This window comes from Rhodococcus sp. USK10 (assembly GCF_019378875.1).
Taxonomy (GTDB): domain Bacteria; phylum Actinomycetota; class Actinomycetes; order Mycobacteriales; family Mycobacteriaceae; genus Rhodococcus_F; species Rhodococcus_F pseudokoreensis.
Genome location: NZ_CP076048.1, coordinates 8,377,227 through 8,396,788, shown reverse-complemented (window position 1 = coordinate 8,396,788; position 19,562 = coordinate 8,377,227). Strand labels below are relative to the sequence as shown.

The 19,562-nt window shown below is 62.9% G+C and carries 15 protein-coding genes and 1 pseudogene; 9 read left to right on the top strand and 7 right to left on the bottom strand.

The window, feature by feature from the left end:
• Positions 1-783: 783 nt before the first annotated feature.
• From I1A62_RS45515 to I1A62_RS45505, 4 genes and pseudogenes are all read left to right on the top strand, one after another.
• The gene (locus I1A62_RS45515) at positions 784-1,809 is read left to right on the top strand and encodes an aldo/keto reductase (RefSeq protein WP_257890701.1); all 1,026 of its coding nucleotides are present in this window, start codon (positions 784-786) and stop codon (positions 1,807-1,809) included.
• 81 nt (positions 1,810-1,890) lie between these two features.
• Positions 1,891-2,510, top strand: a pseudogene (locus I1A62_RS47385) (SDR family NAD(P)-dependent oxidoreductase); the annotation flags it as partial.
• A gap of 108 nt (positions 2,511-2,618) precedes the next feature.
• Positions 2,619-3,434 (top strand): oxidoreductase, encoded by an 816-nt coding sequence (locus I1A62_RS47380; protein ID WP_374710854.1) that lies wholly within the window; start codon positions 2,619-2,621, stop codon positions 3,432-3,434.
• A 62-nt stretch (positions 3,435-3,496) separates the two neighbouring features.
• Positions 3,497-4,168 (top strand): TetR/AcrR family transcriptional regulator, encoded by a 672-nt coding sequence (locus I1A62_RS45505; protein ID WP_219458326.1) that lies wholly within the window; start codon positions 3,497-3,499, stop codon positions 4,166-4,168.
• 184 nt (positions 4,169-4,352) lie between these two features.
• Here I1A62_RS45505 and I1A62_RS46780 read toward each other — a convergent pair whose 3' ends face one another.
• Positions 4,353-4,478: a hypothetical protein gene (locus I1A62_RS46780; RefSeq protein WP_257890700.1), complete on the bottom strand. Its 126-nt coding sequence runs from the start codon at positions 4,476-4,478 to the stop codon at positions 4,353-4,355.
• Positions 4,479-4,867: 389 nt separating this feature from the next.
• Here I1A62_RS46780 and I1A62_RS45500 point away from each other — a divergent pair, with 389 nt between their 5' ends.
• Positions 4,868-8,146, top strand: coding sequence for a protein kinase (locus I1A62_RS45500; RefSeq protein ID WP_219458325.1), 3,279 nt, complete (start codon positions 4,868-4,870; stop codon positions 8,144-8,146).
• A gap of 57 nt (positions 8,147-8,203) precedes the next feature.
• On the opposite strand, the gene I1A62_RS45495 is transcribed toward I1A62_RS45500, so the two are convergent.
• The 6 genes from I1A62_RS45495 to I1A62_RS45470 all read right to left on the bottom strand — a co-directional run bounded on the left by I1A62_RS45495 (position 8,204) and on the right by I1A62_RS45470 (position 15,147).
• Positions 8,204-8,872 (bottom strand): FadR/GntR family transcriptional regulator, encoded by a 669-nt coding sequence (locus tag I1A62_RS45495; protein ID WP_219458324.1) that lies wholly within the window; start codon positions 8,870-8,872, stop codon positions 8,204-8,206.
• A 278-nt stretch (positions 8,873-9,150) separates the two neighbouring features.
• Entirely contained in the window at positions 9,151-10,572 is a 1,422-nt protein-coding gene (locus I1A62_RS45490; protein WP_219458323.1) for an MFS transporter, read from the bottom strand.
• Between the two features lie 243 nt (positions 10,573-10,815).
• Positions 10,816-11,316: an SRPBCC domain-containing protein gene (locus I1A62_RS45485; RefSeq protein ID WP_219458322.1), complete on the bottom strand. Its 501-nt coding sequence runs from the start codon at positions 11,314-11,316 to the stop codon at positions 10,816-10,818.
• Between the two features lie 602 nt (positions 11,317-11,918).
• Positions 11,919-12,644 (bottom strand): alpha/beta fold hydrolase, encoded by a 726-nt coding sequence (locus tag I1A62_RS45480; RefSeq protein ID WP_219458321.1) that lies wholly within the window; start codon positions 12,642-12,644, stop codon positions 11,919-11,921.
• 66 nt (positions 12,645-12,710) lie between these two features.
• Entirely contained in the window at positions 12,711-13,493 is a 783-nt protein-coding gene (locus tag I1A62_RS45475; protein WP_219458320.1) for an enoyl-CoA hydratase/isomerase family protein, read from the bottom strand.
• 88 nt (positions 13,494-13,581) lie between these two features.
• Complete coding sequence (locus tag I1A62_RS45470; protein WP_219458319.1) at positions 13,582-15,147, bottom strand: AMP-binding protein; 1,566 nt, start codon at positions 15,145-15,147, stop codon at positions 13,582-13,584.
• Between the two features lie 236 nt (positions 15,148-15,383).
• On the opposite strand from I1A62_RS45470, the gene I1A62_RS45465 reads away from it, so the two are divergent.
• The 4 genes from I1A62_RS45465 to I1A62_RS45450 all read left to right on the top strand — a co-directional run bounded on the left by I1A62_RS45465 (position 15,384) and on the right by I1A62_RS45450 (position 19,519).
• Positions 15,384-16,607: an ABC transporter substrate-binding protein gene (locus tag I1A62_RS45465; protein WP_219458318.1), complete on the top strand. Its 1,224-nt coding sequence runs from the start codon at positions 15,384-15,386 to the stop codon at positions 16,605-16,607.
• A 322-nt stretch (positions 16,608-16,929) separates the two neighbouring features.
• Positions 16,930-17,913 (top strand): ABC transporter substrate-binding protein, encoded by a 984-nt coding sequence (locus I1A62_RS45460; RefSeq protein WP_219458317.1) that lies wholly within the window; start codon positions 16,930-16,932, stop codon positions 17,911-17,913.
• Positions 17,910-18,746 (top strand): ABC transporter permease, encoded by an 837-nt coding sequence (locus I1A62_RS45455; RefSeq protein ID WP_219458316.1) that lies wholly within the window; start codon positions 17,910-17,912, stop codon positions 18,744-18,746. Before I1A62_RS45460 ends, I1A62_RS45455 begins: the two co-directional genes overlap by 4 nt.
• A gap of 35 nt (positions 18,747-18,781) precedes the next feature.
• On the top strand, positions 18,782-19,519 hold the full coding sequence (locus I1A62_RS45450; protein WP_219458315.1) for an ABC transporter permease: 738 nt from the start codon (positions 18,782-18,784) through the stop codon (positions 19,517-19,519).
• Positions 19,520-19,562: the final 43 nt, after the last annotated feature.

Sequence of the window (19,562 nt, the reverse complement as noted above, 5' to 3'; positions counted from 1 at the left end):
TCGATTCCCGATGCCGTCAATCGAGTCGCTTCGCTCCTCTGAGTTTCCAAGATCAGGCTCTCACCAGTAGTTTTCGTCGACGCGTCAAATTCGGTCCCCCACTGCCCAACGAGGCTGGGGAGGTGGGCGGGTGCCTCTGCTTCGTTGCCCCGCCCACCTCCCGCGCCGCTCATCGTCATACCCACCAGTATTACCACCCACCCGCAGAGTGATACGAAACCCTAAAGTCGATTAACTCCCAAATCTATTGTTCTGCAGCATATTATAAATATAATATTCTGATGCTTGTGCATAACATCTATAAATACTTTCTATCCAACTGATTACCCAAAAATATTGGTACTCAAGACTTTTCAGAAACGACTTGAATCGGGCGAAACGAGCACCCGCAAGCCCCCGACTCCCGGCGCCGGTACTCCCCAGAACAGGTCGCCGGCACCCCCACATCACAAACCGGGGACATGTCATCACACCAGGTCACAGCACCATTACGCCCTCACACTGGACACGGCCCGCACCCTGGGGTCGGGTGCGGGCCGTGCACGAGAGGGTGAGCCCTTCTACCGGCCGGTGACGCCGTGGGTGCCCCGGTCTCGCCAGGGCCGATCGCCTCGGCCCTCGACGCACTGCCCGCCCGACGGACCCGAGGTCGGCCCATCCGGGTCGCGGACGATCACCGTCTCCACCGTCATGCCTGGCCCGTCCATGATTGATTAAAGGACGCTGGCCTGTTACCGTGTTTACGGTCCACTGGCCTTTAAAATCGAAGAGGAGCCAACTGGGATGACGCAAGGACCTCACGCACGCACTGCACTAGGCACCAGTGGCATCACCGTGCGATCCATCGGGCTAGGACTCATGGGCATGTCACAGTTCTATGGGGACACCGACGACGAAACCTCTGTCAGCACGATCCGCGCGGCCATAGATCTGGGGGTCGAGTTACTTGATACGTCTGACTACTACGGCGCCAGCAGTTCGGAGTACGGCGCGCCCGTCCCAGGATTCGGCCACAACGAGGAACTAGTGGGACGCGCGCTCAAAGGTCGGAGGGATCAGGTTGTCCTCGCGACCAAATTCTCTGCGCGTCCGACTGGAGACGGGACAAGTGTCTTTGACGGCCGCCCGGAGTACGTCGTAGAGGCTGTCGATGCAAGTTTGCGGCGGCTCCGCACTGATCACATCGACTTGTACTACTACCACCGTCTCGATCCGACGGTCCCGATCGAAGACACCGTCGGTGCAATGGCGCAGTTGGTCAGCGCCGGAAAGGTACGTGCCCTTGGTCTGAGTGAGGTTGATGCGGACGCGCTTCGGCGTGCCGTGGCTGTCCATCCGATTGCTGCGTTGCAGAGCGAGTACTCGTTGTGGGAACGCGGGATGGAAGCGCGAGTGATGCCGGTCGCCCGTCAGCTCGGGGTAACCGTCGTGCCTTACAGCCCCCTCGGGCGTGGCATGCTGACCGGTACCTTCGGTCCCGAGATAGTCTTCGCCCGGTCCGATTTCCGGTCGACTCTTCCGCGCTTCCAAGGCGAACATCTGAAGAGCAACCTCGAACTCGTCGACGAGTTGTCCGCGTTTGCCCACGAATGCGGCGCCACACCCGGTCAGATCGCACTCGCCTGGCTCCTGGCACAGCCGCACGATGTCTTGCCGATCCCTAGCAGCCGGCAGTTGAAGCGCATCGAGGAGAACCTCGCCGCAAGCGCAGTGCGTCTGAGCGCAGACGATCTGGCCGCGCTGTCGGCACTCTTCGATCCTGAGCGCGTTTCCGGAGAGCGTTACGGCATCAGACACCCGGCTCGATAGATTCCGAACGATCGAGGAGAGCGGCTGAATTCCAAACCCTTCGAGGGCAAGGTCGCTTACGTCACGGGCGCTGGATCCGGTATGGGGCCGACATCGCCCGACTACTTACGAGCGAGGCGCGAAGATCAGTCTGGTGGGCCGCCGAGAGGAGACATTGAGAAATGTCGCTGCGGAAATCTCCGACAAGGTGGGGAATCGAAGGTTTTCGCGGGCAATGTCAGCCGCATCGATGATGTCCAGCGGACCGTCGTGGAGACCGAGAAGCACTTCGGAGCTTTGCATCTCGCAGTCAACAACGCCGGAGTCTCGAGCGCCTTCTTCGACCTTCCAGATCTACCCGAGGAGGAATGGCTGTCGACTATCGGCATCGATCTTTCCGGCATCTTCCGCTGCCTGAAGTTCCAAATCCCGGCGATGTTCCGTGCCCAAGGGGGTTCGATTGTGAACATCTCGAGCGCCTTCGCCGATCGAGGGTTTGCGCGACGGCCTGCCTACAGCGGAGCAAGCACGCGATTCGTGGCCTGACCCGTTCAGCCGCCATCGAGTGGGCGCCGCAGGGCATCCGAATCAACGAACTGCAGCCGGGCGTTATCGCTGTTCCGCGGCAGCAGAGCAACACCGAGGATGTCGCGCGCATCGCTGCAGGCATTCCCATCCGTCGTGTCCGATCAGGCCGCGAAATTGCAACCGCGGTGGCCTTCCTACTTTCCGACGAGGCCGCCTACATCACCGGAGCGCGCCTCGCGATCGATGGCGGCTATGTCCTAACCCACAAGCACAACCACAACCACCAACAAGGAGAAACAACCATGAGCACATGGTTCCTCACAGGGAGTTCACGTGGCCTCGGACGCAGCATCGCCGAAGCCGTCCTCACTGCAGGTGACAACCTAGTCGCAACCGCGCGCACCACCGATTCCCTCGATGACCTCGTCGAGCTCTATAACGACCGCATTTACCCGCTCACCCTCGACGTGACAGATTCTGTGGCCGTGCGGGATGCCGTTGAGAGCGCTGTCGAGCACTTCGGTCGCATCGATGTCGTTGTGAATAACGCCGGCTACGCCGATGTCGCTTCCATCGAGGACATGAGCGATGGGGCGTTCCGTTCGCAGGTCGACGTCAACTTCTTCGGTGTCGTCAACGTGACCCGTGCTGTCCTCCCCATCATGCGCGCCCAGAGCGCCGGTCACATCATCCAGATCTCATCCGTCGGCGGTCGGGTCGGCGGTCCCGGCCTTGGCGCCTATCAGTCGGCGAAGTGGGCTGTTGGGGGCTTCTCTGAGGTGCTGGCAAAGGAGGTAGCGGGGTTCGGTATCCACGTCACTGTCGCCGAGCCTGGGTCTATGCGCACGAACTGGGCCGGTTCGTCGATGGCCACTCCGCCAGTCAGTGCGTCCTACGCTGGGGTGATTCGTCCAGTTATCGACCGTTTTCGCAAGTCTGATGGGAATCAGCCTGGCGACCCCGCGCGTATCGCGCAGATCCTGCGCGACATTGTGGAAGCAGAGCAGCCGCCGGTTCGACTACTTCTCGGCCGCGACGCGGTGCGCGTTGGCGCGATCGCTGCCGAAACTTTGGCCGATTCGGACGCGAAATGGCGCGAGGTCAGTGAGTCCGTCTAGCCTGCGAATCGGCCTTTCTAGGCTGGCGTCGACGCGGCTCGATTTCGGTGGAAGATAGGACGATGACTACGACGGATTTCGAACGAGCACGTAGACCTGAACACAAGGAGCTGCGTCGCGATGCAATACTTGCGGTCGCTCGCGAGATGCTCGCTGAAGTTCCGCTACGCGATATCAGTCTGCGCGAACTCAGTCGTCACGTTGGTCTGTCCAAATCCAACGTGGTCCGCTACTTCCCTACGCGCGAGGCCATCTTCTTCGGGCTCCTCAACCGAGAATTCGATCTGTGGCTCGATGATCTGTCAGTGGAGCTACCAACGCAGGATGCGCTGCCCCTCGAAGTCATCGACTGCTGGGTCGGGTCTCTGGCGCGCCGACCGATCCTGTGCGAGTTGTTGGCGGCGCTGGGCGGTGAGCTTGAACGAAACATTCCGTCGGAGGAAGTGCGCGACTTCAAACTCGCAATCGGCGTTGCCCAAAAGCGACTGGCCCGCCTCGTCGAGCCTAGGCTGGGGCTTGAGCCGGAAGCGGTCGAGGAATTAGTTTCCTTCAACATCGTCGTTGTTGCCGGGCTATGGCCATTTGCGAATCCGTCACCAGCGGTTGTGCTTGCCTTAGAAGATGATCGGCTGCGGCGTTCGCGTATCGACTTTCGACAGAGAGCTACGCGAGCCCTCAACCTCGCCCACGCTGGTTTGGTCCAAGAATCGCTTCGGTCGCAAGGCGGTGAATAGTTTCGCTACCCTCTGGCGGTCCTTGTCGTGCTCGTCGATCGGAACCGTCGGGAGGGCGACGGCAGCAAACGCGAGCTGATACCAGTCCGTGAGTGAATCGCTTGCGGCGTTTCGCTCGGACACCTCCGGAACCACCGCCTTAGGAAGACCTGCTTGAGGTTGTCGTGCTCATAACCCAGCGCGCTCAGTCGTCCTGCTGGCGGATCGTATCGAGCGCTTGTGCGAGTTGTTCGGGAATGACACCACTGCTGGCGGCGACTTCCCGGAGACCGCCTGGATCCTTGGCTCTGCGCTCCTCGTCGTCGATCAATCCGGCGATCTCACCTACCTTGGGGTCAGGCGATCGTCCTCGACGGCTGTAGCCGGTCGCCGGTGGCGCCTGCTCGGGGGCCTGTGGGTGCGTTACAACGGTGCAGAAAGCTGCAGGTCGGTTGCCTTCCGGATGACGAGGGTCAAAAACCGCTCCATACGCAATCCCTCCCACCCGCCAGAGCACCCCAGCTGGTCGGAAGGCGGGCCATCGCGAGATTCCCGAGGGTCCGCCGTTGACCGCAACATCTTCATAATCGTTAAAGCCGGTGGCGGCGATATCCTTGAGACCACGCCATCGAGAGGTGAGTCCGCGGTGGTATTCGCGCTGGTCGTGCCGTCGGGACCAGTGCGCGGATCGATAAGCCGACGGGGTGAGTAGACCGTCCGATGGGTGAAGGTGATCCGCTCGACACTCAGCGGTACCCGCCGTCCCCGGCCGCCGAACTCGGTGGAGCTGGTTTCGCCGATGTTCAGGAGATCGGCCGCGGCGGTTTCGGCGTGGTCTACCGCTGCACCCAGGCGGATCTGGATCGCACGGTGGCGGTGAAGGTGCTCACCGTCGAACTCGACGAGGAGAACCGGGCCCGCTTCTTTCGGGAACAGCGTGCGATGGGCCGGTTGACCGGTCACCCGAACATTCTCAACATATTGCAGGTCGGTGCCACCGACAGCGGCCGTCCCTACATCGTGATGCCGTACCACCCGCAAGAATCGCTGGAAGCCCCAGTCCGGAAGGACGGCCCGCTCCCCTTAGGCGAGGTTCTGCGACTCGGCGTGAAGATGGCCGGCGCGGTGGAGTCGGCGCACCGGCTCGGCATCCTCCATCGGGACGTCAAACCCGCAAACATCCTGCTCACCGATTACGGCGAGCCGGAGCTGGCCGATTTCGGTATCGCGCACATCAGCGGTGGCTTCGAGACCGCGACCGGTGCCGTCACCGGGTCGCCGGCCTACACCGCACCCGAGGTGCTCGGCGGTGAACCCCCGAGCCCGGCGGCCGACGTCTACGGCCTCGGCGCCACCCTGTTCAGCGCCCTCACCGGTCATGCCGCGTTCGAACGTCGCAGCGGCGAACAGGTCGTCGCCCAGTTCCTGCGGATCACCACGCAAGAGGTGCCCGATCTGCGTGAACAGGGGATCCCGGACGATGTGTCCGCGGTGATCGCCCGGGCGATGTCCCGCGAGCCCAGTGCGCGCCCGGCCACCGCCGCCGACTTCGGGCAGGAACTGCGAACGCTGCAGCGCGCCCACGGCTTCCCGGTCGACGAGATGGCGCTCCGCGTGGAACCCGATGGAGAAGGAAATGCACAATCCGGCGACCGAGGACCACTGTCGAGAGGCCAGCGACTCTCCACGACGTCCTCCCGTTCGGGCGGTACAAGCAGTCTCCCATTGGAGATGACCAGCTTCGTCGGCCGCCGGCACGAACTCACCGAAGCGAAGAACCTGCTGACCGGGTCCCGGCTCGTGACGTTCACCGGGATCGGGGGTGTCGGCAAGACCCGGCTGGCGATGCGGGTCGCCGCAACGGTGCAACGTGAGTACGACGACGGTGTTCGCCTAGTCGAGTTGGGTGAGCTACGCGACGAGTCGTCCCTTATCGACACCGTGGCCGCAGCCGTGGGATTGCGAGACCACTCGGCGAGGCCGCTCCGGGAGGTCCTGATCGAGTTTCTCGCGCCACGAGAGGTGCTGGTGGTCCTCGACAACTGCGAACACATCGTGGACGCCGTCGCCGAACTCGCCGAGACCCTCTTACGGGCAAGCCCGCGGCTGCGGATTCTGGCCACTAGCCGCGAACCCCTCGCCATCGGCGGGGAGGCAGTGCTGCGGGTCCCCCCGCTGGCTGTCCGGGACCCGGAACTGCGTCCCTCCCTGCGGGGGTTGCCCAAATACGATGCAGTGTCGTTGTTCATCGAACGCGCCGCGGCCGCCGTTCCTGGGTTCGCGCTCACCGAGGACAACGCGGCGACGGTGGCGGGGATCTGCCACCGTCTCGACGGGTTGCCGCTACCGATCGAGTTGGCCGCGGCAAGGTTGCGGGCGCTCTCGCCCGAGCAGATCCTCGATCGGCTGACCGACCGCTACACCCTGCTGACTCGCGGCAACCGGGGTGCCCCGACCCGGCAACAGACGCTGCGGTTGTGCATCGACTGGAGCTTCGAGTTATGCACCGCCGCAGAACAACTGGTGTGGGGCCGGGCGGCAGTCTTCGCGGGAAGCTTCGAACTCGACGCCGCGGAGCAGGTGTGCGGCGCCGACCTGACCCCCGAGGAGTTGCTCGACACGTTGACGTCCCTGGTGGAGAAGTCGATCCTGATCCGGGAAGAGCACGGGTCGGTCGTGCGGTTCCGGATGCTCGAGACCCTTCGCGAATACGGTTACGAGAAACTCGAGCAGACCGGTGAGGCTTTGCGTCTGCGTCGCCGCCACCGGGACTGGTACGAGACGTTGGCGCTCGCCGCGGACGCCGAGTGGATCAGCGCCCGCCAACTCGACTGGATCGCCCGCCTGAAACGGGAACAACCGAATCTGCGCGAAGCCCTCGAATTCAGTATCGCCGACGACCCCGCTGCCGGTCTGCGCACCGCCGCCGCACTGTTCTGGTTCTGGAGCTCCCAGGGCCTCTACAACGAGGGCCGGCGCTGGCTCGACCAGTTGCTCGCCCACCACGACGGCGCACCCACCTTGGAGTCAATCAAGGCACTCTATGGCGACAGCGTGATGGCTTTTGCTCAAGGCGATCTCCAAGCCGCGGCAGCACTTGTCGAGAAGGCGCGGACTCTCACCGGCGACACGGACGATCCAATGATGCGCTCTCTCGTCGACTTCGCGCAGGGCGCGGTGGCCCTCTACAGTGGCGATCTGTCGCGTGCATCTTCGCACCTCGAAGCCGCGCTCGCGGAGTTCAGTCAGCGTGGGGAGCGCACCCTTGAAACCAGTGTCCTGTTCCCGTTGGGGTTGATCTATGAGCTGTCCGGCCTGACGGATCGGGCGGTCGACCGTCTGGAGCGTGTTCTTGCGATCACGGAGCAGCACGGCGAGAAGATGTATCGGTCGCACTCGTTGTGGGCCCTGGGTATTTCCGTCTGGCGACAGGGCGACACCGATCGCGCGGTCCGGTTACTCGAACAATCGCTGCAGCTGTCACGGCAAGTGCACAACCCCCGTGTTGCCACAGCGGTCCTCGAGGCGCTGGCGTGGATCGCCGCCGAGCGGCGCGACGCCGTTCGGGCTGCAACGTTGATGGGTGCTGCAGAAGAGCAGTCGCGATCAGTGGGCTTTGCTGTGCTTGTACATCCCAATCTGTCTGCCTACCATGAGAATTGCGACCATTCTTCTCGTACGAAACTCGGAAGCAAAGCATTTGAGGCGGCCCATCGTAGGGGTCGAAGTTTGAACTTCGATGCAGCCATCGCCTATGCCCTCCATGAGCAACCATCGAGCACTGCCCCACCCGACACCGCTGCGGCGACGCACCTGACCAAGCGGGAACGACAGGTCGCCACCCTGATCGCCGATGGCCTGACCAATCAGGCCATCGCCGAACGCCTGGTGATCTCACCCCGCACCGCGCAAGGCCATGTGGAGCACATCCTGGCCAAACTGGGTTTCACCTCCCGCGCGCAGGTCGCGGCATGGGTCGTGGAGCAGACCGACGACTGACTCGAACTTCACCCGCATGAGCGCAACAGGGTAATGGCGCCGGTCGGCGGGTCAGATCTAGTCGATTTGCGTGTCGAGATGATCAGACAGCGCCGTTTCGGCCGCATCGAGGTCGTGATTACGGACGGCAGCGACGATCGACCGGTAGTCCGCGCAGGCGCTGCTGGTGTAATCGATCCAGGATTGGGTGTCGGATGGTTTCTGCTGTCGCTGCAGAGCGGCCGTCGCGCGCATCGCCCCCATCAGGTGAGCGAGAAGCCGGTTGCCGGAAGCGGCTGCCAACGCGACCTGGAATTGGGTCTCGAGCTCGAGGAACGCCGATCTGTTGGTGCTCGACTGTTCCAGCTCCGCGACCAGCTGCTCCAGGTGGTGAAGTTGGGCGTCGGTTCGCGACTCGGCGGCCTTTCGTGCTGCAGGGCGGGCGAGGATCGTCACGAGATCGACTACCTCTTCGGGCTCGAAATGGCCGAGGGCCATGTAGAGCCGCATCAGACGAGACACCGTCGGACCAACACGATCATTGATGATCGTTCCTCCGGCCGGTCCGATCCCGGTGCGGACCGTGACGATATCCATGCCCTCGAGCACCCTCAGCGCCTCACGAAGGGAAGGGCGGCTGACTTGAAGCGTTTCGGCGAGGGCTCGCTCCCCCGGCAGTCGATCACCCGGCCGCAAGCGGCCCTCGTGAATCAGAGTCTCGAGTTGATCGAGGACGCTCTCGAACATCCTCTGTTTGCCCACCGGCGCGAACAGGCTCGGTGATGCCTCTGATCTCGACTCCGTCAACACGGTTCCCTTCCTCATTGCAGGTTCTGCGCCAGACCCAGGTGTTCGGTGAGCGGCGGCTACCCACGCACTGAACGCCGACACAGCGTGAGCCTGGCCATCCGCTGCACCTATACGCCCACGTAGATCCTACTTCAGCGCTGCCCAGTGGATTGACGCTGCGCCCGAGGCGCAAATGAGCGAACCTCGGACGCAGCCTCCCTTCGTTCTCGCTGGCCTCAGCGTGTTTCTTCTCCAATCCGCGCCCTCGGCTGTGAGCTCTGCTCTTCATGCGACGCTGCCAGTGACTCGAGACTCTTACCTCGTGTTTCTCGGCCGAGAACCAGCACGAAGGCAGCGGCGGTGAACAGGCACGCGCTGATCGCGACGAAGGTGCCGACGTATCCCCACGTGACGAGGAGCGCGGGAATCATCAGCGGACCGATGACTGCGCCGATCCGGCCGGCTGCGGAGGCGGTGCCCGTTCCGAGAGCACGTGCACCGGTACCGAAGAGCTCAGGGGTGTAGGCGTAGAGCCCGGCCGACATGGCCGAGAGGCAGAAGTACATGACTGATCCTGCGACGATCACCATCACCGCGGAGGTTGCGGTTCCGTACCAGAGCGCGGCGGTGGAGCACATGACCGTACTTGCAGCGTAGACCGGCCTACGCCCGAGTCGTTCCAGCAGGACCGAGGCGAGCAAGGCCCCCGGGATGCCCCAGGCGAAGATGAACATCGTCATGCCGATCGAGGAGTTCACACTCGCGCCCCGGTCGACGAGCATCTTGGCGATCCAGATGTTGATCCCGCTCTGGGCCAGGAACTGGAAGAACCACATCGCCCACGCCGTCGTGGTGTGAGCGCGTTGCCCGCGCTGGAACAGGTCGCGCAACGGTCCGCGCGTCGAGACGGCGGTTTGGACCACAGTGGCCTGGACTACGTCCGGAGCGGTGGCCTCTCCCGCTGGTTGTTCGCCGAACTTCTTCAGTGTTGCTGCGGCCTTCTCGTACTTCTTATGGGCCACTTGCCACCGGATCGACTCCGGCAAACCACGGCGCACCACCAGCGCGAACAGGGACAGCACGAACATAAGGAGGAAGGCGCCACGCCAACCGAGCAGGAGCGTCGCGCAGCCCGATCCGAGGTAGGCGATCACGGCGACGACATGTGCGAGCCCGAGGTACTTGCCGCGGCGCGCGGCGGGAAGGAACTCGGACAGGAGGGCGATGGCGCAGGGGAGTTCGGCGCCCATTCCGATACCAGTGAGGAATCGGAAGCCGAGCAGGGAGCTGAAATCCCATGAGAAGGCGGTCAATAGGCTAGCGGTTCCCCATACCAGCATGCTGGCGGTGAACACGGGACGACGTCCGAACCGGTCGGATAGCCATCCGCCGCCGATTGATCCGATCGCCATTCCGATGAAGGAGGCACTGGCGATGGCGCCGGTTTGTACCTTGGTCAGGTCGAATTCGCTGCTGATCGGGGCCAACACGAATGTCAGAATCGCAACATCCATTGCGTCGAAGAGATATGCGGTCGCGACGACCGCGACAATTCGACGGTGGTAACGCGTGAAGGGGAGACCCTCCAATCGGTTGAGTATGTGCAACCCGACCGTGTCTTGAGTTCCGATGTCTCCGACGGCCTTACTCCGGCTCATCGTGTTCTCCTCGTGTCGCTGTGCTCATGGGAGTGAAATCTGCGGTGCACCAGCGCCTGTGGAACATCATCGATGACGCTGTAGGGAATTCCGGATACCCGGACGGGAGAGCTTCGTACTTCCAGCCGACCCTGTATGCGAGCTGCGGCGATACGCCACATCGACGTCAGTCGTTATGGCAACACCGTCCGGCGTCGTAGGGCGCGTCAGCAGTCGCGGGACGAGGCTGACTCGATATCGGCGTCAGTCACTCGCAAGAAGGGTGTCCATGCGGTCATACGATCTCTGCATCCTCTCCATCCCGGACTCCAGTGCCTGATCCCGGATGAACGATGAGGCGAACTCGCACGCGAGTGTCACCGTCGTTTTTCCGCCCTCTTCTTCGAAGATGGCGGTGATGACACTGTCCTTGTTGGTGTTCGAGGCCTGTTCGTCGTCGGGCATGTTCGCCCAGTGCTTGGTGTAGACGAACTTTCGCGGAGCGTCGATCTCGACGTACTCACCGCCGTAGATGACCTCGGATCCGTCGGGTGCCTTCTGTCCGAAACGCCAGCGCCCACCCGGCCGGAGGTCGATCTCCGTGATGTGGTTGGTGCGCCCAACCGGCCCCCACCACTGGCTCACCAGATTCGGGTCATGGAACGCCTCCCATACCCGTTCGCGTGATGCCTGGAGTTCTCGGGTAATGATGATCGACGTACCGCCCGAGGGCGTGACGACTGCCGAATCGACGGCATCACTCATTTTGTCGTGCTCCTTTTCGCCGTTCGCTGATTTTGTCGTGCCGCACGGGAGCGCGGAACAGGCCGGCTCGGAATGCCCGCATCTGTTGATGTCATACAGCCGCGCACAAGCGGTCCGGTTCCGAAAGCCTCTGTACCACTGGGCAGAAGCAGTGACTCGTGTCTGACATCACAGTTCTACCCGGCTATGGATAGTTTGTATAGTGGTTTGACCAAGAAACCAGTAATTTTACTTAACCCGCCCTGCCGGCGGAATCTCCACACCGGGATTGCCCATGACGCGAACCAGTCGCCCGAACGTCGAGAACAGCGCCGCGTGATGCACGCGAACGAGGATCGCACCGCTCCGACGTGCGCCGCGGAACTCACAGAATGGCGGTGGCGGTACGCCACTGCCCAACGCGGCCCGCACATCCCGTCTTCGACCGCTTCCGCGGGTTGCCCATGCCGTTCGGTCCGCCATCTCGATGCGATCCGCAGGTTTCTATCTGATCTGCGCTCACTCTTGGGGAGGCCCGAGACCATGAATACGCCCCGATGCCCGCCTGACGTGTGTGTGTCGGGCGGGCATCGGCATCTCGGTCGGTGGAACCCTGGTGGTGTTCAGTCGCGTCCGGCTTCGAGGATCTTGTCGGCGAGTAGACGCGGATTGGTGAACATGATCTCGTGGCTGCCCGGCATCTGGACGAGCCGGAAATATCCGAGGCGATTGGACATCCGGGGGTGCCACCCCCACTCACCCTGCAGGAGGCCGTTGTCCTCGGTGCAGTTGATGTAACTCTTGGGGATCTCGAGGGTGTAGAACGTCTTCAGGTCGATCGGCTCGGTGAATGTGCGGAAGGGTTGCGGGCGTAGGTGACCGTAGGTCTCCGTCGCCAGTTCGATGTCCGCGTCGTTGATGAAGCCGTCGCGCCAGACCTCGAATGGCAGCATGACCGTGCCGTCCCCGCGCTCCTCGCAGTTCGCGGTGAGCGCCGGCCCGAAGAAGGGTGGGGTGTTGTCGAGTACGCACTGTCCGTCCAGCGGAACGAACGCATTCTGATAGACGAGTCGTTTGATTCGCTGGGGGATGATTTCGGCGATCTTGGAGATCAGGAACCCGCCCCAGCTGTGTCCCAACAGGACGATGTCAGTGAGATCGTTGTCGCTGATGTACTCGAGAATGGGTTGACAGGATTCGAGGGTTCCGACCTCCGGGGAGTCACCGGTATTCAGCCCTCCGGCGGTGGGGGTATGCACCTCGTGCCCGTCTGCCTCGAGGGCGTTGCGGACCTCCTTCCATAGATCGCCGTAGTGCCAGGCACCATGGATGAGGACGTAAGTTGACATGATTCCATCTCCGATCGTTCGGATGTGAGCGGCGGTGTTGTGAGTTTGCGGTGGGCGGATCCGCCGTTATCGCCCCGTGTAGTTCGGCTTCCGCTTCTCGGCGAATGCGGTCAAACCTTCCTTCAAATCGTCGCTGTCGAAATGCGCGTACATCGCCTGACGCTCGGCGCGGAGCGCCGTTGCTGTGGACTGCTCGAGGCTGTCGTCGATCAGGCGCTTGGTGGCCGCGAGTACCAGCGGGCTTTTCTCCGAGATCTCCAGCGCCAGCTCCTGCACCCGGTCTTCGAACACGTCATCGTCGACCACTTCGCTGACGACGCCCCATTCGAGGAACTGCTCGGCGGGAAAGAGTTTCCCGGTGAAGGACAGGTATTTCGCCCGCATCGGACCCACGACTCGGGCCAGCCTGACCGCGCCTCCAGCGCCCGGGATCAGCCCGAAGTTGACGTGTGCGTCTCCGATGCGCACGCTGCGCTTGGCGACAACGACGTCGCAGGCGAGGGCGATTTCCAGGCCGCCGGCGGCGGTCACGCCGTTGAGCGCGGCAATCACGGGCTTGTCGACCTGGGGAATGTGTTCGAGGCTGCCCGCGGCGCGCCGGAGGAAGGTATTCATTGCGTCGTCGGAAAGTCCGCCCGAGAACGAACCCAGATCGCCGCCGGCGCAGAAGGCGCGGCCGGTTCCGGTGATGACCAGGACCCGGATGTCCTTGTCGAGTTCCAGCTCGGTCAGCGCTTCGTCGAGTTCGACGACCAGGTCCGCATTGAGTGCGTTGAGGACCTCCGGGCGGTTGAGGCGTATCCAGCCCACCGGGCCCCGTCGCTCGACGAGTACTGTACGAGAGTTCATGTGCCGATTCCTTTTTCCGAATGTGTGCACGCCGAAGCGTGGGGCGCGATGATGGGTGGGATCGCCGAGGATCTGCGGGCGGGTGGGTTCAGTTGACCAATCTGTCGTGGCCGTCCCAGTACTTGCTGCGCAGGGACTTCTTGTCGATCTTGCCGACGGCGGTGACCGGTAACTGGTCGACGACCTCGATGGATTTCGGGGCTTGATGGCTCCCCTTCTTTTCGCGAACCAGGTTCACGAGGTGCTCGGTATCGATACTCGATCCAGGTCGGGGAACCACGATCGCAGTCACGGCCTCACCCCATTTCCGGTCTGGCACACCGATGACCGCGACCGAGGAGACGGAGGGATCTCGTGAGATCACGTCCTCGATTTCTCGGGAGTAGACATTGAAACCGCCCGTGATGATCATGTCCTTTGCCCGTTCGACGATGTAGACGAAACCGTCCTCGTCTTGGATGGCAAGGTCGCCGGTGTGGAGCCAGTCGCCTGCGAGCGCCTTGGCGGTTTCGTCGGGCAGGTTGTGATATCCGCTCATGACCCCGCGGCCGCGGACGCAGATCTCGCCGATCTGTCCGGTCTCGACCGGTTCACCCGAGTCGTCGAGGATTTCGACGCGCATTCCCAAAACCGCTCTCCCGCACGAGGACAGTCGCTCGGGGTTGAGCAAGGGTTGGTGCTCGTCTTTGCGCAGCGTGGTCGCGAAGGAGACGCACTCGGTCTGCCCGTATGCCTGGAGGAGGACGGGGCCGAGCACCTCATGCGCCTCGCTGATGCGGGCAGGTGACATCGGGGACGAGCCGTACATGATCGTTTCCAGGGAACTGAGGTCGAACCTCTTCGGCTCGCCACGATCGAGGAGGGTGTGCAGCATGGTGGGGACGACGAAGCTCCAGTTGATTCGTTCGTCCTGCACTGTTCGCAACCACTGGTCCGGATCGAACGATTTCTGCACGACCACGGTTCCCCCGCGAACGAGGGTGGGCATGATCGGGAGCACTCCCGCATGGGAGATTGGTGCGACGGCCAGGAACCGGGGCACCTCCGGCAGCCCGAGAGAGGTCGTCACCGATTGGGCGGACTGCACCAGTGCGCGGTCCGGGATCTTGACGCCCTTGGATCGGCCGGTCGTCCCCCCGGTGTACGCGATCCAATGCACGTCCTCGGCGTCGATCGTTCGGCGCGTCAGCCGCTGCCCGCTGTGGTCGGCGGCGAGACCGAGGAGGTCAGGGGCATCACTGGACGGTCCCAGCGCCAACACCTCACGGACCGAGCCGGCGCGTTCAGCAACCGACAGGGCAGCTCCGACGTAGTCGGGGTGAGCGATGATCACCTCGACACCGGCGTCCTGGCAGATGAAGGCGTGATCGTCCGGCGAGCCGAGCGGGTGGAGGCCGCTGTACTGCGCACCGATGAGATACGCGGCGGCCTGCACCATCCACACTTCCGGAACATTCGAGCTGAGCATGCTGATCGCCCGGCCTCGGGTGATTCCGCGAGCCACCAGCACCTGCATGATCGTGCTGATGGTGTCAGCCGTCTCCGCGTAGGTGATTCGCCGATCACCGTGAACGAAAGCATCTCGGGTGGGGTACCGGGTCAGCGCCCCGACGAGAATGTCGCTGTAGTTCACATCGTCCGTCAAACGAGCCATTCGAAGAATCTCCTGCATGCGTGGACCAAGATTCGACCGGTCGATCCGACCGGACCGCGCGCTCCGAGCGCGAAAGGCGTGAGCGCCGTCACATCACACGGGCGTGAAGGCGCCCCTTGACAGGCTAACAACACCATGGTTTGTTGGTCAAACCATCATGGTAGAGATGGGGATCACATCTAAGACTCTCGCTGACCATTCGCGACGATGTCGCAGAGTCAGCAAGGAAGGCAGCAATGACGAACCGTCTGGCATACGTCGCACTCCTGGGGGCGGTCGGCCTAGCACTCGCCGCCTGTAGCGGCGGCGCAAACGGCACCGGCCAAGTCGCCGCAGAGTCCACACCGCCGCCATCCGGGGCGGGGCCCATCACCATCGGCCAAGTGGCCTCCCTGACCGGACCGAACTACATGGGCCTGGAAAACCGGGATGGAGCCGAACTCGCCGTTCAACAGATCAACGACGCCGGAGGCATCCTTGGCGGCCGCCAGGTGGAGCTGAAGGTCGAGGACGACAAGAGCCTTCCCCAGGGGGCCGTCGACGCCTACGGAAAACTTGCCGATCAGGGCGTCGCGGCAGTAGTAGGCACCTCGTACTCGAACGCCAGCCTCGCCGTGATCCCCTTCACCGACCAGCGCAAAATCGTGTACGTCTCGACCGGGGCAGCGCATGCCCAGGTCGACCCCGTTCGGCCATTCACGTACATGACACCGCCGACCGGCCAATTGGTCGCCGAACAGCTCCTCAAGTACTTCCGGGACCAGAATTTGACCAAGATCGCCGTTGCCTTCGATTCCGACAGCGCCTTCAACCGGGACGCGTGGGCCAAGCAGGAGACACTGCTCGCCCGATACGGAATCGAAGCGGTCGCTGTCGAATCGTTCAAGGTCGACAACGCAGATTTCAGTCCGACGATCAACGCGATCGCCGCGAGCGGAGCTCAGGCGATCATGGCCTGGGTGACCGGCCCGCCCGCCAACGGGCTCGGGAAGGCATACGCCGACTCCGGCCTGACAATCCCCATGGTCGCAGGACTCGGCGCGGCAAGTCCCGCATTCGTCGACGCGGTCGGTGCCGGAGCGGAGGGCATCGTTGTGGCGACCTCGCTGGTCGGCGTCGGATCAGACCTACCCGAATCGCAGACCCGGGAGGCCATCTCCGAACTGACCGAGCCGTTCCAGGCACGGCATGGACATCTGCCGTCCCAGTTCGCGGTGGACGGATACACGGCAGTCAAGCTGATTGCCGCCGCCATCGAAGAAGCCGGCACCGACGACCCGGTAGCAATCCAGAAAGCGATGGATTCGCTGACCAGCCTGACGCCGGAAGGGGAGTACAACTTCTCCCCCACCAACCACTCCGGCCTCGGAGCAGAAGACGTCGCGGTGGCCGTTATTCAAGACGGAAAGTTCCGCCTGACACCCTGGTCTCACCAGCAGCTGAGCCAGTCTCTGAAGTAACGCAGCACAGAGGACGCAACGGCATTCGGTGGCGCCCAGCCTCGCTGCGGACCACCGAATGCCTCCACCCATGGCGGTCACCCCCGTGGCAGCGATGAGTCCCTCCCAGCAGGGCTCGCGGTTAGCACCCGGAAGTTGGCTCCCGCATGGCCGCGCATGCCCCAACCGGACCATCCGAACGCCGAAAATCATTAGCTACCAAAGCAATCGAACCTACTAAACCAACTAGTTCACTCTATTTCGCGCAGTTGACAGACGTTTCGCGTTTGTGGTTAGTTGGTCTTACCAACACGCTGTGAAGTACATCACCTGAAGGACAAGAATGAAGACCAAGGCGATTTGCGCGTTCGTCGCATTGAGTGCAGCTTTGATGTCCGCAGCATGCGGTGTCGGAGATAGCGCTCCGGAACAATCCACGGACGGATCGGTCAAGAAGGTCCGAGTCGGCGTACCCGCAAACGCCAACGGGATCTCCGCCTACATCGCCGCCCGGGACTTCGCCGACGACTATGGGCTGCAAGTCGAGGCCGTGACGATCAAGTCCGGCGCCGAGGCCGTTCCGATGCTGATGAACGGACAACTCGATATCTCCCTCGGCGATGCTCTCGGCACCCTGATGGCATCGTCGAACGGCGTGCCCGTCGTGGTTGCCGGCGTGGCATCGGTCGCATCACCGGACCCGACGCTCGATCCTTCCGCGATCTTCGTCGCCGGCCCGGACACCGGAGTCACTCAGCTGGAAGGACAAACCCTTGCCGTGAGTGCACTCGGAGGCGCGCCGGAGCTGATTGCACGAGCGGGAATCGACGCGGCCGGTGGCTCGTCCGAGCACGTCAACTTCGTCGAACTCAATCCTGCCCAGATGGCCAACTCGATCTCATCCGGCCGCGTCAAGGCCGGGCTCGCGATCGAACCTTTCACCACCGCGGCATCAGAGGCGGGCCTCACCGAAGTCCTTCGACCGATGGCCACCGGGTACGCCGAACTTCCCGTCACCGTGTGGTTCACGTCGCAGAAGTTTGCGCAGACGCACCGTGACACCGTCGAAAGCTTCCTCGGAGCCGTTCAGAGCGCCGGTGTCGAGGCCAACCGTGATCTTCCCCGCGCGCGGAAGACAGCCGGTGAATTCATCGAGATGGATCCCCGTGTCCTCGACGCGATCCGCCTGCCGGTATTCGCCGAAAACGTCACCGACGTCGACTCCGTCGAGGAACTCGTCCAGCTCGCCGACCGCTACGACCTGTTCGACAAGAAGCCTGACCTCGGTGGCTTGCTCGGACAGAAGTTCGAGGCAGCGGCACCATGACCACAAGCCTTGACCGCCGGCCGGCCGTGACCGCGCGCCGAGATGTCGACCGGCTTCGCCCCACCATTCCGACATCACGGATGTTCTGGCGCGTGATCGCTGCGCTCTCCCTGCTGGCCGTGTGGTCGCTCGCGAGCGTGCTCATCGGCAGCTCATCGCTACCCGGACCTGCACAAACTGTCGAAGCAGTACTCGACCTCGCGACCAGCCCAACGTTCTGGGTAGCCTTGGCGCAAACTCTGATCGGCACATTGATCGGCCTCGCCACGGCGGCAGCCGTCGCTGTCCCGCTGGGCTTGGCAATCGGCGCCAGCAGGTTCGCAATCGAGAGCAGCCGCATCACGATCGACTTCTTTGCATCTATCCCCCCGGTCAGCTTCCTACCTCTTGCCCTCTTGCTCTACGGGCCCAGCATGGCCATGAAATTGATGCTGGTGATCTACGGTGTCGGCTGGCTCCTGCTCGTACGCACCATCGACGCGGTACGCGACATCGATCCCCATCAACGCGAAGTCGCGGATGCCTTCGGCCTGCCGAACAGCGTCAGATGGAGCCGCATCTATCTCCCTGCATCGCTCCCAGGAATCCTTGTCGGACTCCGAATTTCCTTCACCTTCGCGCTCCTTCTCGCCGTATCCGGGGAATACATCGGAGGCGCGACGGGAATCGGGGCGCAGCTCATGGCCGCCCAGGTCTCCGACCGGCCTGCCGACGCATTGGCGCTCGCCGTCATCGCCGCGCTGCTGGGCATGACCCTCAACATCGCCATGAACACCCTCTCGCGGCTGGCCATCGGCTGGCATCCCTCCATGAGAATCGCGTCCACATCATGAACCGAGCCCTACCGAACCTCCTTTCTCGGATTTGGTTGCCCGTCCTCCTGATCGCTGCATGGTGGCTCCTGTCCGCGGGCACCAAGTCGCTGTACTTCCCTGCAGCCAGCGACATCGCCGCCGAGATCGAGCGCACCTGGATCTTCGACCACGCCATACAGGATCTGCTTCCCAGCCTGCGCAATATGCTGGCGGGTTTCGTCATCGGCGTCGTAACAGGGACGTTGGTGGGAACAGTTCTCGGAAGCATTCCCCGCCTCCTCGACGCGCTTCACCCGGAGATCGAGTTCTCCCGCGCGCTACCGGGTGTCGCCATCTTGCCGATCGCCATCCTGGTCCTCGGCCTCGGTGACACCATGCGCGTGTTCGTCATCGCACTGGGAGCTATGTGGCCTGTTCTCGTGAACACCACCTACGCCGTGCGCGGAATCGACTCGACCACGAAAGACGTCGAGCGGGCCTTCGACTTGAGCGCACTGTCCAAATATTTCCGCGTCCGGCTTCCCGTGGTACTACCGCAAATCTTTGCCGGCGCCCGGGTGTCGCTGTATCTGTCGGTCGCACTGATCGTGGTGAGCGAAATGCAAGGGGCCGGAAAGGGAATCGGCCACTTCGTTCTGACCGCTCAACGCAACTGGGCTGTTACCGAGATGTGGAGTGGGATGGTCATCCTCGGCGTCGTCGGATACGGGCTCAGTGTCAGCTTCCGAGGCTGTGAACGAATCGCGCTGCGCAACTATCCACCAGACAACGTAAGGAAGGGACGCTCGTGAGAACCGCCAACGTCCGAGAGGCTCGACCCACCGGCACCAGCGA